This window comes from Bartonella sp. AP3QHHD, from assembly GCF_042195765.1.
In the GTDB taxonomy this organism is placed as follows: Bacteria; Pseudomonadota; Alphaproteobacteria; order Rhizobiales; family Rhizobiaceae; genus Bartonella.
The window spans coordinates 200313-213774 of the sequence record NZ_JBHIPC010000085.1; the positions used below are offsets into that span (position 1 = coordinate 200313).

Annotated in this window: 10 protein-coding genes; 5 read left to right on the forward strand and 5 right to left on the reverse strand. The window is 36.3% G+C overall.

Translation table 11 applies throughout. From position 1 onward, the window contains the following. Nucleotides 1-6: 6 nt before the first annotated feature. The 4 genes from ACFIL7_RS05980 to ACFIL7_RS05995 form a co-directional block, all read right to left on the reverse strand. On the reverse strand, nucleotides 7-405 hold the full coding sequence (locus tag ACFIL7_RS05980; RefSeq protein WP_375606142.1) for a PTS sugar transporter subunit IIA: 399 nt from the start codon (nucleotides 403-405) through the stop codon (nucleotides 7-9). Between the two features lie 136 nt (nucleotides 406-541). Next, nucleotides 542-1006: an HPr kinase/phosphatase C-terminal domain-containing protein gene (locus ACFIL7_RS05985; protein WP_375612806.1), complete on the reverse strand. Its 465-nt coding sequence runs from the start codon at nucleotides 1004-1006 to the stop codon at nucleotides 542-544. 23 nt (nucleotides 1007-1029) lie between these two features. Further along, a complete protein-coding gene (locus ACFIL7_RS05990) occupies nucleotides 1030-2814 on the reverse strand; it encodes a stimulus-sensing domain-containing protein (protein ID WP_375636362.1) in 1785 nt (594 codons plus the stop codon). 39 nt (nucleotides 2815-2853) lie between these two features. Next, entirely contained in the window at nucleotides 2854-3576 is a 723-nt protein-coding gene (locus ACFIL7_RS05995) for a response regulator transcription factor (RefSeq protein WP_005774392.1), read from the reverse strand. 386 nt (nucleotides 3577-3962) lie between these two features. Between ACFIL7_RS05995 and lysM the strand changes: the two genes are divergently transcribed. Further along, entirely contained in the window at nucleotides 3963-4418 is a 456-nt protein-coding gene (lysM, locus tag ACFIL7_RS06000) for a peptidoglycan-binding protein LysM (protein WP_375606145.1), read from the forward strand. A gap of 110 nt (nucleotides 4419-4528) precedes the next feature. Here the strand turns inward: lysM and ACFIL7_RS06005 are convergent, their stop codons facing one another. Next, nucleotides 4529-5083 carry a copper chaperone PCu(A)C gene (locus ACFIL7_RS06005; protein WP_375633676.1) on the reverse strand — a complete coding sequence of 185 codons (555 nt, stop codon included), beginning with the start codon at nucleotides 5081-5083 and terminating at the stop codon, nucleotides 4529-4531. 959 nt (nucleotides 5084-6042) lie between these two features. Here ACFIL7_RS06005 and dnaK point away from each other — a divergent pair. The 4 genes from dnaK (at nucleotide 6043) to ACFIL7_RS06025 (ending at nucleotide 12819) form a co-directional block, all read left to right on the forward strand. After that, complete coding sequence (dnaK, locus tag ACFIL7_RS06010; protein WP_375633677.1) at nucleotides 6043-7935, forward strand: molecular chaperone DnaK; 1893 nt, start codon at nucleotides 6043-6045, stop codon at nucleotides 7933-7935. A gap of 158 nt (nucleotides 7936-8093) precedes the next feature. Next, a complete protein-coding gene (dnaJ, locus tag ACFIL7_RS06015; protein WP_375611466.1) occupies nucleotides 8094-9236 on the forward strand; it encodes a molecular chaperone DnaJ in 1143 nt (380 codons plus the stop codon). Between the two features lie 1730 nt (nucleotides 9237-10966). Next, nucleotides 10967-11872 (forward strand): acetylglutamate kinase, encoded by a 906-nt coding sequence (gene argB, locus ACFIL7_RS06020; protein ID WP_375633738.1) that lies wholly within the window; start codon nucleotides 10967-10969, stop codon nucleotides 11870-11872. A 32-nt stretch (nucleotides 11873-11904) separates the two neighbouring features. Continuing rightward, nucleotides 11905-12819, forward strand: coding sequence for a DMT family transporter (locus ACFIL7_RS06025; RefSeq protein ID WP_375617501.1), 915 nt, complete (start codon nucleotides 11905-11907; stop codon nucleotides 12817-12819). The last annotated feature ends 643 nt before the right edge of the window (nucleotides 12820-13462 follow it).

The following is a 13462-nucleotide window of genomic DNA, read 5'->3' on the forward strand; positions in this document are numbered from 1 at the left end:
TATCCGCTATAAAATTATACTTGGTACATTAATGTATTTACGCCCTGCTTCTTGTGCTATTCTTAACGCGTCTGATAATGAAATATCAGGACATTTGCGAATAGAAATCAGTTTAATAAGCATGGGCAAATTAACACCCGCAATCATTTCAACGCGTCCTTTTTCAATAGCAGGGATAGCTATATTTGATGGTGTTCCACCGAACACATCTGTTAATATGATGACGCCATGATCCGTATCTGTATCGGTTACTGCGGCTATAATATCACCTCGGCGCTGATCTATATCGTCATCGGGATAAACGCATATTGTTGCGAACTTTTCTTGTACTCCAACAACATGTTCCACGGCATGTAAAAATTCGACAGCCAGCTCACCGTGCGTTACAAGCACGAGTCCAATCATTTACGCAAACTCCTGTTAACTAATAAGACCCGACCATAGTTGGTGGGAAAGACATTGTACAAGGCTTTATCTTGCTGCCAAGAAAAATTTGCAAAAAAAAGGCAAAAATTGTGATTTTTTTATCTTTAGAAAAAAATTAGACAGATTTTTGCCATATTTTTCTAAACAAAAATGCTTCAATAGCTTGACAAATGGCTGTACAATCGGCTTCACGAAGAGAGGGAAGTTTTAAAAGAGGAATGTGCAAATTTTCAAATTGAAAAGTTTTATTTGTGGAAAAACGTTCATATTCCGGACCGAGAAAAATAACGCAATCGATAGTTGTGTGCTTTTTAAATTCTATCATATAAAGACCAACGCCACGAATCTCGATGCCACCCTCTAAATTATCGGGAGTGTATCCGTGAAGCTTTCCATTTTCCGCACGCAACATTGTATAATCATCACTGATAAGCTTCGCTTCACGTTTTGACCACTCAGCGCGGTCAAGCAAAGAAAGGGTGATGGTTGATTTTCCTGATCCCGATGGACCTATAATTAACAGCCCCTTGCCGCCCAGTTGAAGGCAATTTGCGTGGAGTATTTCACATTTTGTTTTCATGCCTTTTACTTTGGATAAAAGATTTATTTAGCAAGCGGAAGCATAATAGTAAAACGTGCACCAGTTTTACACTTCCCAAGTGTAGGATCGATAATATTTTCGGCTGTAATTGTCCCATTATGAGCCTCGATGATTTGCCGACTAATAGAAAGGCCAAGTCCAGAGTTTTGTCCAAAAGCGTCTTCATTTGGTCGATCTGTGTAAAAACGTTCAAAAATGCGTTCAATATTTTCTGAACGAATACCTGGGCCATTATCTTCAATGGTTAAAATAAGGGTTGAAGCATGACTTTTCATAGTAATGCAAATTTTGCCACGATTCCGAGGAATAAAAGAACGCGCATTTTCAAGAAGATTTGAAATCACTTGTCCTAAACGAAGTTCATGTCCCAATACAAGATAAGCTTTTCCATGAGGACGTGGGACAATATTAAGGCTTATATCAATAGTTTGCGTATTACGATACACTTCCTGAACAGCATGAACAAGACTTTCCAAAAGCGGTGTCATATCAACAATCTCTGCGGTTTCTCGTGCAAGCTCTGCATCGAGTCGCGATGCATCAGAAATATCTGTAATCAACCGATCAAGGCGGCGCACATCATGTTGAATAATTTCCAGCAATTTCTCTTGTGCTTCTTCATTTTTAGCCAGAGGGAGCGTTTCAACAGCACTGCGTAGAGAGGTGAGAGGATTTTTTAATTCGTGGCTTACATCAGCAGCAAAGCGTTCAATGGCTTCAATACGCATATAAAGGGCATTAGTCATATCACGAATAGAAGTTGAAAGGTGACCAATTTCATCTTCACGCATTGAAAAATCAGGAATTTCTACACGCTGATTATTGCCATTACGCACTCGATTAGCCGAGGCAGATAATTTACTTAATGGATGGGCAATCGTATGGGCCAAAAAGAGAGAAAGAACCAAAAGTACGCTACCTACAACGGCAAAAACTTTAAAGATAACCAGTCTTTCGCCTTTTACAATGTTATCAATATCGGAACCAGTGGTTGAAAGAAGAAGAGCTCCAACCACTGCGCGATAGCGTTGAACAGGAACGGCAACAGAAACAATTAATTGCCCTTGTCTGTTGCGTCTTTTAGCCGTAGCAAGAGATCCGTTTAATGCGCGGTACACTTCTGGATAAGCAATACCACTGGTTTTTGTTTGTTCTCTGTCAAGAGCAATACCTTTGCCATAAAATGCGCTTGAATACCATGAAGTAAGGCGATCCCACATGTTTTGTTCTGTTTTAAGTGGGGGTAAATCATAACTAAAAACTTCTCCACTAGAATAAAGAACGCGCGAATCAAGAAGGAGAGTAGCATCACGATCATAGATACGTGCTCTTGTCGTTTTAGGTGTAATAAGACGCCGTAAAAGAGGGGCAACTTGCTCAGGGTTAATAGGAAAATCCCAAGAATCGGTTGATTGAGGAGCGGGTGTAACGCTTTCACCAGTCTGTAACTCTAAGAGTTTTTGAGGGTCAATGAGGATAGAATTTGTATCTACTGTTGCAGAAGCAGCAATAGCCCCAGCAATAATTTTTCCTTGGGTACATAAACTTTTGATTTTTGCTTCAATTAAACCATCGCGAAATTGGTTAAGGTATAAAATGCCTGTAACTAAAACGGCAAGAGCAGCAATGTTTAATATAACAATGCGACGTGTGAGGCTGGAAAAAAGCAATTGTCTAAAGAGACGTTGTGTTCGAAGATGCAAACGAGCGAACATAAGAAATGGCGTTGAGGATGTACCATTAACGGTTGTTTTTTGTAAAGTTTCCAGTTGAAAATTGTCTGTCATCGATTTGATTGCCATTCAAATTTTTGCGACAAAGTAGTTTTATACCTCGTGGAAACGATAACCTACACCATAAAGTGTTTCAATCATTGCAAAATCATCATCCACTTGTTTAAACTTTTTACGCAGACGTTTAATGTGACTATCAATGGTGCGATCATCTACGTAGACTTGATCACTATAAGCAGCATCCATTAAAGCATCACGACTTTTTACAACTCCTGGTCTTTGTGCTAAGGTTTGCAGAATCAAAAATTCCGTAACGGTTAAAATAACAGGTTTATCTTTCCATGTACAGGTGTGGCGTTCTTGATCCATCACAAGATCTCCGCGTTTGAGAGAAGAGGTGGAAGAAGTTCCTGTAGAAAGCGGTTGGTTACGTGCATTAGAACGGCGTAAAATAGCTTTCACGCGTTCAATAAGAAGACGTTGGGAGAAAGGTTTAGTAATAAAATCATCAGCTCCCATTTTGAGACCAAATAATTCATCAATTTCATCATCTTTAGAGGTAAGAAAAATAACTGGAAGATCAGATTTTTGACGCAAACGACGCAAAAGTTCCATCCCATCCATTCGGGGCATTTTAATATCAAAAATAGCTAAGTGTGGAGGGTGAAGTGTGAGACCCTTGAGTGCAGATGCTCCATCTGTATAGCTTTCAACCCGATATCCTTCTGTCTCAAGCGCAAAAGATAAAGATGTCAAAATATTGCGATCATCATCAACAAGTACAATCGTTTGCGTGATTGTTGGTGTATCTTTCATGGTTTCTTAGACCTTTCTATTGCTGTGGTAGCAAATTACCCACACTTATTTATATGGGAGTTCATATTTTTTTTGCAAAACAAATATGATACAAATTGTAGCAAAGTAAAAAACCTTCTGTCATTACTGTAAAATCTTGTTTTGCTTTCATAATTTATAATGTTTTTACGTCTATTAAGATCCCTTCATTTGAGAGAAAATTTTCATAAAGGCTTTTTTTATCAAGGTTTATTACAAAGTTTATTATTGTATTTGTCTCATAATTGAACAGATGTAGTTTTGATTGTTGAAGTTTAGAAAATCTGCCTATGTGTTTTAAGAGCAAAGAAAAGAATGTGGCAATATATGCACAAAAATTTGTTTCTGCTACACGAAAGGAGGTCGTAATGGGATTTTTTAATTTTATTAAAACTGTAGGGGAAAAATTAGGTATTGGGGACCATGAACCAAAAGAAAAGGATTTTAAGAGAGCATTTGATCATTTTCAACTCGGTACAGAAAAAGTCAATATTCAAGTTGAAGACGGTAAAGCTATTTTAAGCGGTGAAGTTCCAGATAGGGAAACACTTGAAAAAGCACTGCTGGTTGTTGGCAATTCACAAGGTATCTCTTCTGTAGATGTTGATCAATTAAAGGTTATAGATACAACGCCTAGAAAAACTTCTCGCTTTTATGAGGTTAAATCTGGTGATAATCTTTGGAAAATTGCTGAAGAGGTTTATGGAAAAGGGCAAGGTAATAAAAACACATTTATTTTTGAAGCCAATAAGCCAATGCTAAAATCTCCCGATAAAATTTATCCTGGACAAGTTTTACGTATTCCTGAAATTGACCATAGTTAATTCATCAAAGGGGATAATTTTTTACTGATGGCATTAAACAAAAAATAAAGAAGCGTAAAAAATTTCACGCTTCTTCATTTTATAAAGTGTGTATTTATAATAAAAGGAGCTTAGTGAACAGGAGAGGATTTAGAAGGTGATGGTACTTTCATAGCGTTTACAGAGAAATCAACATCAATGGTTCCTGCTTTCTCAAATGTTAATTTTGCGCTAATTTTATCACCTAACTTAAATGGTTGTGAAAGCCCCATGAACATAATATGATCACCGCCAGGCTTAAGCGTGATTTCGCCATTTCCCGGAATTTCAATGCCATTGTGCATTTTTTCCATTTTCATAATATCATTAACGACAGCCATAGAGTGTATCTCTGTTGTTTTTACTCCGTTTGTGGAAATAGAAACCAAACGGTCTGGGGTATTACTGTGATTAATAATGTAGAGATAACCGCTACCAACTCTTATACCTCTAAGTGTTTCGCGTGTCCAAGGATTGAGAATTTCTATGTCGCCAAGTTTATATTGCTGAGCACCTGCTGGCAGGGTTATACCAGCAAAGAGAAGAGCACACACGATATTTATGATAACCTTTTTGTATGGATATTGTGTATGTATTATATTCTTAAAGATGAGATTTGTTATTTTCTTAATAATAGATGTCATCATTGATTTACCCTCCTTCATAAGATTCACACTTTGAATATTTTTTATTTTAGCAGAGCTTTTATTTAAAATAAAAGAAAGAAATGCTAAAATGAAATTGATTTGAATATAAAAATCATAGAATTCTTGAAATTTAAAAGAAGACAGTAAGATTTACAATGACAACACACCTCTTAACGCTTCCGTGTTCATCTCATAAATAGTATTTGCAAATGGTATAAAATCTATGATGCACTACTATTTTACTTAATGAAGATATAATACAGAACAATCATCAACCACTTTACCAATTTTTAATATTATGACAGCTCTTGGCATTTTAAAGCGTTTATACAGAGGTATTTTTAATATTTTCAAAGTTCAAAATTATACAGTTAAGAAAAAACGCTTTAGGTGAATTTAAAGCACAGATTTCAAAAGCCGCAAACAATGAGACCGTTAGAAGGAGAATTTTTGAAAGGAGATCGATAGATAATACCTTTACTGATATGAGCATTAGATATGATGACTATTTTAGTCCAAGGAAAATTTATAATATTTGTGATATAAATTATTCGCCTTTTAAAAAGCTTTTACGTGAGTATGATTTTATCAATGATGAGAAGATCAAGAGCGAGAGTGCAATCATTCTTTTATTTTTTAATTTTTATAGAAAGATATATTTTTTAAGAATCGCAAGAAAAATATATTATACTCTCAAGTCTCTCATAAATATGGTATTTATGGGTCATTAGCGTGCCTATTTTAAAATAAATTTTTTATTTTGGAGATGTTTCTCTCATTATTCTCTTGTAGCAATAAAAGCCTGTTCTTATATACGAGGCAGCAAGGCTTGTTGCGACTTGCAGTTTATTATTATTTATGTTGCTTGAAGCAATATACGGGCTTTAGGTGTTATGAGGAGCTATCTTAAAAAGATGCTTTATGAAGGTTGAGGTAGCTTGCTGAATGGAGATTATAATATGGCAAAAGTAATTGGTATTGATTTGGGGACAACGAACTCTTGTGTGGCTGTTATGGATGGCAAAAACGCAAAAGTTATTGAAAACTCAGAAGGAGCGCGAACAACACCTTCCGTTGTTGCCTTTACTGATGGGGGGGAGCGGCTTGTTGGGCAACCTGCTAAACGGCAGGCGGTGACAAATCCTGAAGGGACAGTTTTTGCAGTTAAACGTTTGATAGGGCGCCGTTTTGATGACCCTATGGTTGAAAAAGATAAAGCGCTTGTTCCTTATAAAATTGTTAAAGGTGACAATGGTGATGCATGGGTTGAAGAGGCGGGAAAGAAATATTCTCCGTCACAAATTTCAGCTATGATTTTGCAAAAGATGAAGGAAACAGCAGAATCTTATCTTGGTGAAAAAGTTGAACAAGCCGTTATTACGGTTCCTGCTTATTTTAATGATGCGCAACGTCAAGCCACGAAAGACGCAGGTAAAATTGCTGGACTTGAAGTTTTACGGATTATTAATGAGCCAACTGCTGCTGCTTTAGCTTATGGTTTGGACAAAAAGGACGGAAAAACAATTGCTGTTTACGACCTTGGTGGTGGTACATTTGATATTTCAGTCCTTGAAATTGGAGATGGCGTTTTTGAGGTTAAGTCAACCAATGGGGATACATTTTTAGGGGGTGAAGACTTTGACATGCGCTTGGTTGGTTATTTTGCCGATGAATTCAAAAAAGAGCAAGGAATTGATCTGAAAAATGATAAACTCGCTTTACAGCGCTTAAAAGAAGCGGCAGAAAAAGCAAAGATTGAGCTTTCTTCATCACAGCAAACAGAAATTAATTTACCATTTATCACGGCAGATCAATCAGGTCCCAAGCACTTAACAATGAAATTGACTCGGGCAAAATTTGAATCTCTCGTTGACGATTTAGTGCAGCGTACCATCGAACCTTGTAAAGCTGCGTTGAAAGATGCTGGATTAAAGGCCGGTGAGATTGACGAGGTTGTTTTAGTGGGTGGAATGACACGTATGCCCAAGATTCAGCAAGTTGTGCAGAGCTTCTTTGGTAAGGATCCACACAAAGGCGTTAACCCTGATGAAGTGGTCGCAATGGGTGCTGCCATCCAAGGAGGTGTATTGCAAGGCGATGTCAAAGATGTGTTGTTGCTAGATGTAACACCTTTATCTTTGGGTATTGAAACCTTGGGTGGGGTTTTCACACGCCTTATTGAGCGCAATACCACTATCCCGACGAAAAAATCGCAAGTTTTTTCGACAGCTGATGATAACCAGAGTGCTGTAACGATTCGTGTTTTCCAAGGTGAACGGGAAATGGCAAGTGATAATAAGTTATTGGCTCAATTTGATCTTGTTGGTATTCCTCCAGCACCACGTGGTATACCTCAAATTGAAGTTACTTTTGATATCGATGCGAATGGTATTGTTAATGTTTCGGCCAAAGATAAGGGAACAGGTAAAGAGCATCAAATTCGTATTCAGGCATCAGGTGGTTTAAGTGATGCTGATATTGAAAAAATGGTAAAGGATGCAGAAGAGCACGCGGCTGAGGATAAAAAACGCCGTGAAGGTGTTGAAGCTAGAAATCAAGCGGAGGCTCTTATTCATTCAACTAAAAAGTCGCTCAATGAATATGGCGATAAAGTATCAGCTGAAGAAAAGGGACAGATTGAAACAGCAATATCTGATTTGAAATCTGCGCTTGAAGGCAGTGATACGGAAGAAGTAACAACAAAGATGCAAAAATTAGCAGAAGTCAGTATGAAACTTGGACAGGCTATGTACGAAGCCTCACAAGCAGCGAGCGCTGACACTGAAACAGAGGCAAAGAATGATGATGTTGTTGATGCTGATTTTGAAGAAGTTAATGATAAGAAGAAATAGTGTCAGCATATGTGTTGATTAATTGATAAACCCGGCCTTTGAAATATAAGGCGGGGCTTTATTATTTGAGATAAGTTGCAACTTTGTTGCTAAAAATATAAATTAAAAGCAATATTATCCATAAAGATGGATGACAGAAAAATTATCAGGAATACATGATGAAGGTTGACTATTATGAAATTCTTGGCGTGACTCGCGAATGTGATGATAAAAAGTTGAAATCTGCTTTTCGTAAGTTAGCAATGCAATATCATCCTGATCGCAACGCGGGGGATAAAGAGGCAGAGCGAAAATTCAAAGAAATTGGCGAAGCCTATGAAGTTCTTAAAGATCCCCAGAAGCGTGCTGCTTATGATCGATTTGGCCATGCGGCCTTTGAAAATAGCGGTGGTCAAGGGGGAGCAAATCCCTTTGGTGGTTTTGCTGCTGGTGGTGGATTTGCGGATATTTTCGAAGACTTTTTTGGTGAGATTATGGGAGGGACACACCGTAAGCGTGGTGATAGTCGCGAACGTGGCGCAGATTTGAGTTATAATATGGAAGTGACTTTAGAAGAGGCATTTTCAGGAAAAACTGCAGAAATTAATATTCCCAGTTCCGTTACGTGTGATGTTTGTGAAGGATCAGGAGCGAGAAAAGGCTCTAAGCCGCAAGTTTGTGGAACATGTCATGGATCTGGTCGTGTGCGTGCTGCACAGGGTTTCTTTTCTATTGAGCGGACATGTCCTACATGTCATGGACGTGGTGAAACTATTACGGATCCATGCCCCAAATGTCAGGGGACACGGCGTATAGAGAAAAAACGTTCATTAAGCGTAAATGTTCCAGCTGGTATTGAAGATGGAACGCGTATTCGCCTTTCTGGTGAGGGTGATGCTGGTATTCGTGGTGGCCCCAATGGTGATCTTTATATTTTCCTTTCCATTAAACCGCATGAGTTTTTTCAGCGAGAAGGAGCAGATCTTCACTGTCGCGTTCCTATTTCAATGGTAACAGCTGCTTTAGGAGGAGAGTTTGAAGTTTCTGACCTTGATGGTGTTAAAGCACGCGTTAAGATTCCAGAAGGGACACAAAATGGACGTCAATTCCGCCTTAGAGGCAAAGGTATGCCTATGTTGCGCCGTCAGCAAGCAAGGGGTGATCTTTACATCCATATCACGATTGAGACACCGCAGAAATTAACACAAGAACAACGTGAATTGTTGCAAAAATTTGAGAAACTCTCAAATCATGAAAATTCACCGCAATCACATGGTTTTTTTTCACGTATGAAAGAATTTTTTGAAAATATTTCTGGTTAAAATATGTGAATGTTCTCAGAATAATTAGAGAGAACTGTGGGAAAGTTATTTTCATTAAGCTTTCTATTGTCTCATTATCTTTGAAAAGCATTTTTTCTTGAAAAGAAAAGAGAGAGACAGCTAATTTAGGATAAACTCCTGCTGCTGATAGTTTTTATATTTCATGAATTTTATGGATAAGTCTTATTTTTGAGTGTCTATGACATTTTAAAAAGGGCTTATCCATATAAGAACGCAATTGAGTGATTGATAATAAATATTGCCAGTGTCATGATAACTGCCTTTATGCATTCAGTATTTTTTGTGTTTATTTTTTCACTCAAAATTTCTTTTTAAAGGCTCTATAATAAAACTATAAAATAGGTAGCGGCTTGCCAAGAAACGCTAAATAAGCTGTTAGGCAATCCATCTTTTTCAAATAAAGTATCAACTTCTTATAACCGATTTTATTTTTGGCATTTTTCATAGTTTTAATCACTGCTTCCTTTAAAATAAGGGTTATTTTATTCGGAATAGCTTTTACATGCCTCATCTTAGCTTTTAGCAGTAATCATGTCTTTTTAGATGCGGATTTAGTTTTGTATTTCTGATGTCATAAATAGTTCTTCCAGATAATAAAAAACGCTATAATCAAGTTTATTTTGTTCCAAAGAAATTGTGGAATGAGATAATGTGTGTTGAATGCTAAAGAAGACATAACAAAACAAGTTTTGAGGTATTCGATGTATCTCTCTTGTGGGGAAACAGATTCGATGGAATTCACTTAATTGAATTTATTGGCATAATAAAAAGTTGGTGGGAAGATAGAGGAAGTTACCTTTAAAAAGAAAAAATAAATACAATAAAAAATAGCACAATATGCTTAGAAAACAGCACGATATATTGTTGAAATTGATTAGTGATATGGAAAGGGAAATTTACGAAATGAATCTTTTTTCATAAAATAACATAATTAAAAGAATTAAAAATTCTAAAAAACATTGAATAATTCAAGCATGTATCGCTATGCAGAAAGAAAAACTTAATGACAGATCATGAAAAATGAGAAGTTTTATAAAACCTTACGAAGAGAGTAATCTAAACAATTAAATGCTTTTACGAAAATGCTTCTGAAGAGCTACTCGCAATAAAATCAAAATATATGATAATTTTGCAAAGCCTTTTTTCAATTTTACGATATAAAAAGATAAATTATTATTATAAATCAATTTATTATAATTCTCCATGAGGAGCGTTCAGTTGACATTTCCTCATGTTTAATGATTGAGAAAAAGTCAAATTTTTAAAACCAAAGTTATAGTTTATTGAGATAAGATATAAAGCGGTTGAGTGATTTCTTATCTTGGGAATATGTTAATTTTATTATGATAAGAAACTTTATTTTTATCTTACAAAATCAATGGTTGTATATATTCCTATTCATTGTTAAGTATCCATAGGGATAAACTAATGAGTTGAATGTACGGCTTAGCTTCAAAATTTTGCTTTTCAATTTTATATATAAGATCATAAAATAATGACATTTTTTTACGTCTATTTTGTTTAATTTTTCGCTGTCAATTTTTAAAGGAAGTATTTTGTATTTCATTTCGTTATTCCTTTTTCGTAATTTAGAGGAAAATTGACGATTTTCAGGGGAGGGGGTGGATAGAGTAAAGTTTGGTTTTATTGTTTTCACTTTTCCTAAATTTCATTAAGAGATGGTAAAAAGTGATGAGGAGGCTCTATTGATGGATGATGCTAAAAACGGTGATGTAGATGTTTTGGAAAAACAAGCAGCATTTTTATCGTCTGCTTTACCTTATATGCAAAAATATGAAAATGAAACGGTCGTGGTAAAATATGGCGGCCATGCTATGGGTGATCCTGATTTGGGGCGAGCATTTGCGCGTGATATTGCTCTATTAAAGCAATCGGGAATTAATCCTGTTGTTGTTCATGGTGGTGGGCCTCAAATTGCTGAAATTTTAATGAAAATGGGGATTGAATCGCGATTTGAAAACGGACTACGGGTAACCGATGAGCGGATCGTTGAAGTGGTTGAAATGGTTTTAGCGGGTTCCATAAATAAAGAAATTGTTGCTCTCATCAATGCTGAGGGTGAATGGGCAATAGGATTATGCGGCAAGGATGGCAATATGGTTTTTGCCGAAAAGGCTTATAAAACTGTCATTGATCCTGATTCGCATATTGAACGTGTTTTAGATTTGGGGTTTGTTGGTGAGCCTGTTGAAGTTGATCGCACATTGCTAGATCTTTTAGCATCTTCTGAAATGATACCAGTTCTTGCTCCTGTAGCTCCAGGACGCGATGGTAAAACTTATAATATCAATGCTGATATTTTTGCTGGAGCTATTGCTGGTGCATTAGAGGCTAAACGCCTTTTATTTCTCACTGATGTTCCTGGTGTTTTGGATAAACAGGGTAAACTTTTAAAAGAATTGACAGTTTCTGAAGCTGAAAAATTTATTAAAAATGGGACAATTTCAGGAGGTATGATTCCAAAAGTAGAGACTTGTATAAAAGCCCTTCAAAATGGTGTGGAAGGTGTTGTCATTTTAAATGGTAAAACTCCTCATTCTGTTTTACTAGAGCTGTTTACCGAACAGGGAGTTGGAACGCTTATTGTTTCATAAATTGTGGGGAAAATTGGAAGAGAAAGTTTTTCATGGTGAATCTAAAACAGTTTAAATATCCTTTATTAAGTAAGCCAGAATTGGCAATATTTACTGCGACAATATTGTGGGGCATTACATTTTTAGTCATTCACATTGCGGTACGCTATAGTGGTCCTCTGTTTTTTGTTGGATTTCGTTTTATTGTTGCATCTCTTATATGTGGGGTAATTTTTTGGCGCTCTATAAAAGGTATAACTGTTTATGAAGTTTTCGCTGGGATGGCGATAGGTTTAGCCATGTTTTTTGGTTATGCTTTTCAAGCAGCTGGACTTCAAACAATTATTAGTAGTCAGTCAGCTTTTATCACAGCGCTTTATGTACCGATGGTTCCAATCTTGCAATGGATTGTTTTTAAAAAACCTCCCCGTTTAGCTTGTTGGATTGGTATTATTTTCGCTTTTATTGGGCTTGTATTGATTTCAGGACAAAAGCCGGGAAATTTTGATTTTTCAAAAGGCGAAATTTTAACTTTGTTAGGCGCTTTAGCGATTGCTGGAGAAGTCATACTCATCGGAATTTTTGCGAACAAGGTTGATAGTCGGCGTGTAACCATTATTCAGTTATTTTTTAGTGGTTTTTTTTCATTTGCTTGTATGCCTTTGATGGGTGAAAGCATTCCTGAATTTTCGTGGGTGTGGTTTAATATTGGTATAGGATTGGCATTAATGAGTGCCATTATTCAATTAGCTATGAATTGGGCACAAAAGTCTATTTCCCCTACGCGTGCGACACTCATTTACGCAGGTGAACCAGTATGGGCTGGTATTGTTGGGCGTTTGGCTGGAGAACATTTATCTCCCTTAGCTTTATTAGGCGGTTTGCTTATTCTGATTGGGATCATTGTGGCTGAATTACAACCTTCACAATGGCGTAAAAAAAATAAAGCAATTAAAAAAATTGATTAGCTATACATTTTTTTATTATGATTTTATTGCATGAGATTTTTTCTTGTAGAGTTTTCATTTTTAAGGCTTTTTTAATATTAAGATGATTAAGAAGTTCTATAAGTTATTCCAGCTTTTGCATGCCAAATTGGAGAAATAGTATGCTTCTATCTGTTTGCCTAACTTCTGAAACGGGCAGACAACCTTTATTGAGCCAAAGCATGAGGTGATATAAAGGTAAAAATTAACGCCTATATTTAAATTCGGCTTTACAACTTTCAAAAACATCTACGGTAATGTTTTTGAATAATGAAAACTATGCACTGTCGCACGTTATTTCTTTTGTCCTTTAATAGAGTTACGCTTCTCACGCAAAATAGAACGTCCAAAGTACCCCATAACGTTGTACATTAAATCGTTTTTTAAAAGATAATTTTCTCAATATACATCATATTCATTGACGGTCCACATGAAGTATAGAAAAACCACAGAGCATCATTATAAATCAATGCGTTATCCAATGAATCAAAGAGGATTGGTGTGTTTTATCTTTAATAGAGGAAGGAAGGAGTTATATAAAAACATCACTCAATAGAGCATATTTCTAAAGTTTTAAAAATTGAGAAGAAACTCCCTCGATATTCATGTTATCTTATATAAGATT

What these genes read in the sequence shown, in the direction of transcription:
- ACFIL7_RS05980 (WP_375606142.1), bottom strand. Translation starts at nt 405, where the DNA reads ATGATTGGACTCGTGCTTGTAACGCACGGTGAGCTGGCTGTCGAATTT.
- ACFIL7_RS05985 (WP_375612806.1), bottom strand. Translation starts at nt 1,006, where the DNA reads ATGAAAACAAAATGTGAAATACTCCACGCAAATTGCCTTCAACTGGGC.
- ACFIL7_RS05990 (WP_375636362.1), bottom strand. Translation starts at nt 2,814, where the DNA reads ATGACAGACAATTTTCAACTGGAAACTTTACAAAAAACAACCGTTAAT.
- ACFIL7_RS05995 (WP_005774392.1), bottom strand. Translation starts at nt 3,576, where the DNA reads ATGAAAGATACACCAACAATCACGCAAACGATTGTACTTGTTGATGAT.
- lysM (WP_375606145.1), top strand. Translation starts at nt 3,963, where the DNA reads ATGGGATTTTTTAATTTTATTAAAACTGTAGGGGAAAAATTAGGTATT.
- ACFIL7_RS06005 (WP_375633676.1), bottom strand. Translation starts at nt 5,083, where the DNA reads ATGATGACATCTATTATTAAGAAAATAACAAATCTCATCTTTAAGAAT.
- dnaK (WP_375633677.1), top strand. Translation starts at nt 6,043, where the DNA reads ATGGCAAAAGTAATTGGTATTGATTTGGGGACAACGAACTCTTGTGTG.
- dnaJ (WP_375611466.1), top strand. Translation starts at nt 8,094, where the DNA reads ATGAAGGTTGACTATTATGAAATTCTTGGCGTGACTCGCGAATGTGAT.
- argB (WP_375633738.1), top strand. Translation starts at nt 10,967, where the DNA reads ATGGATGATGCTAAAAACGGTGATGTAGATGTTTTGGAAAAACAAGCA.
- ACFIL7_RS06025 (WP_375617501.1), top strand. Translation starts at nt 11,905, where the DNA reads ATGGTGAATCTAAAACAGTTTAAATATCCTTTATTAAGTAAGCCAGAA.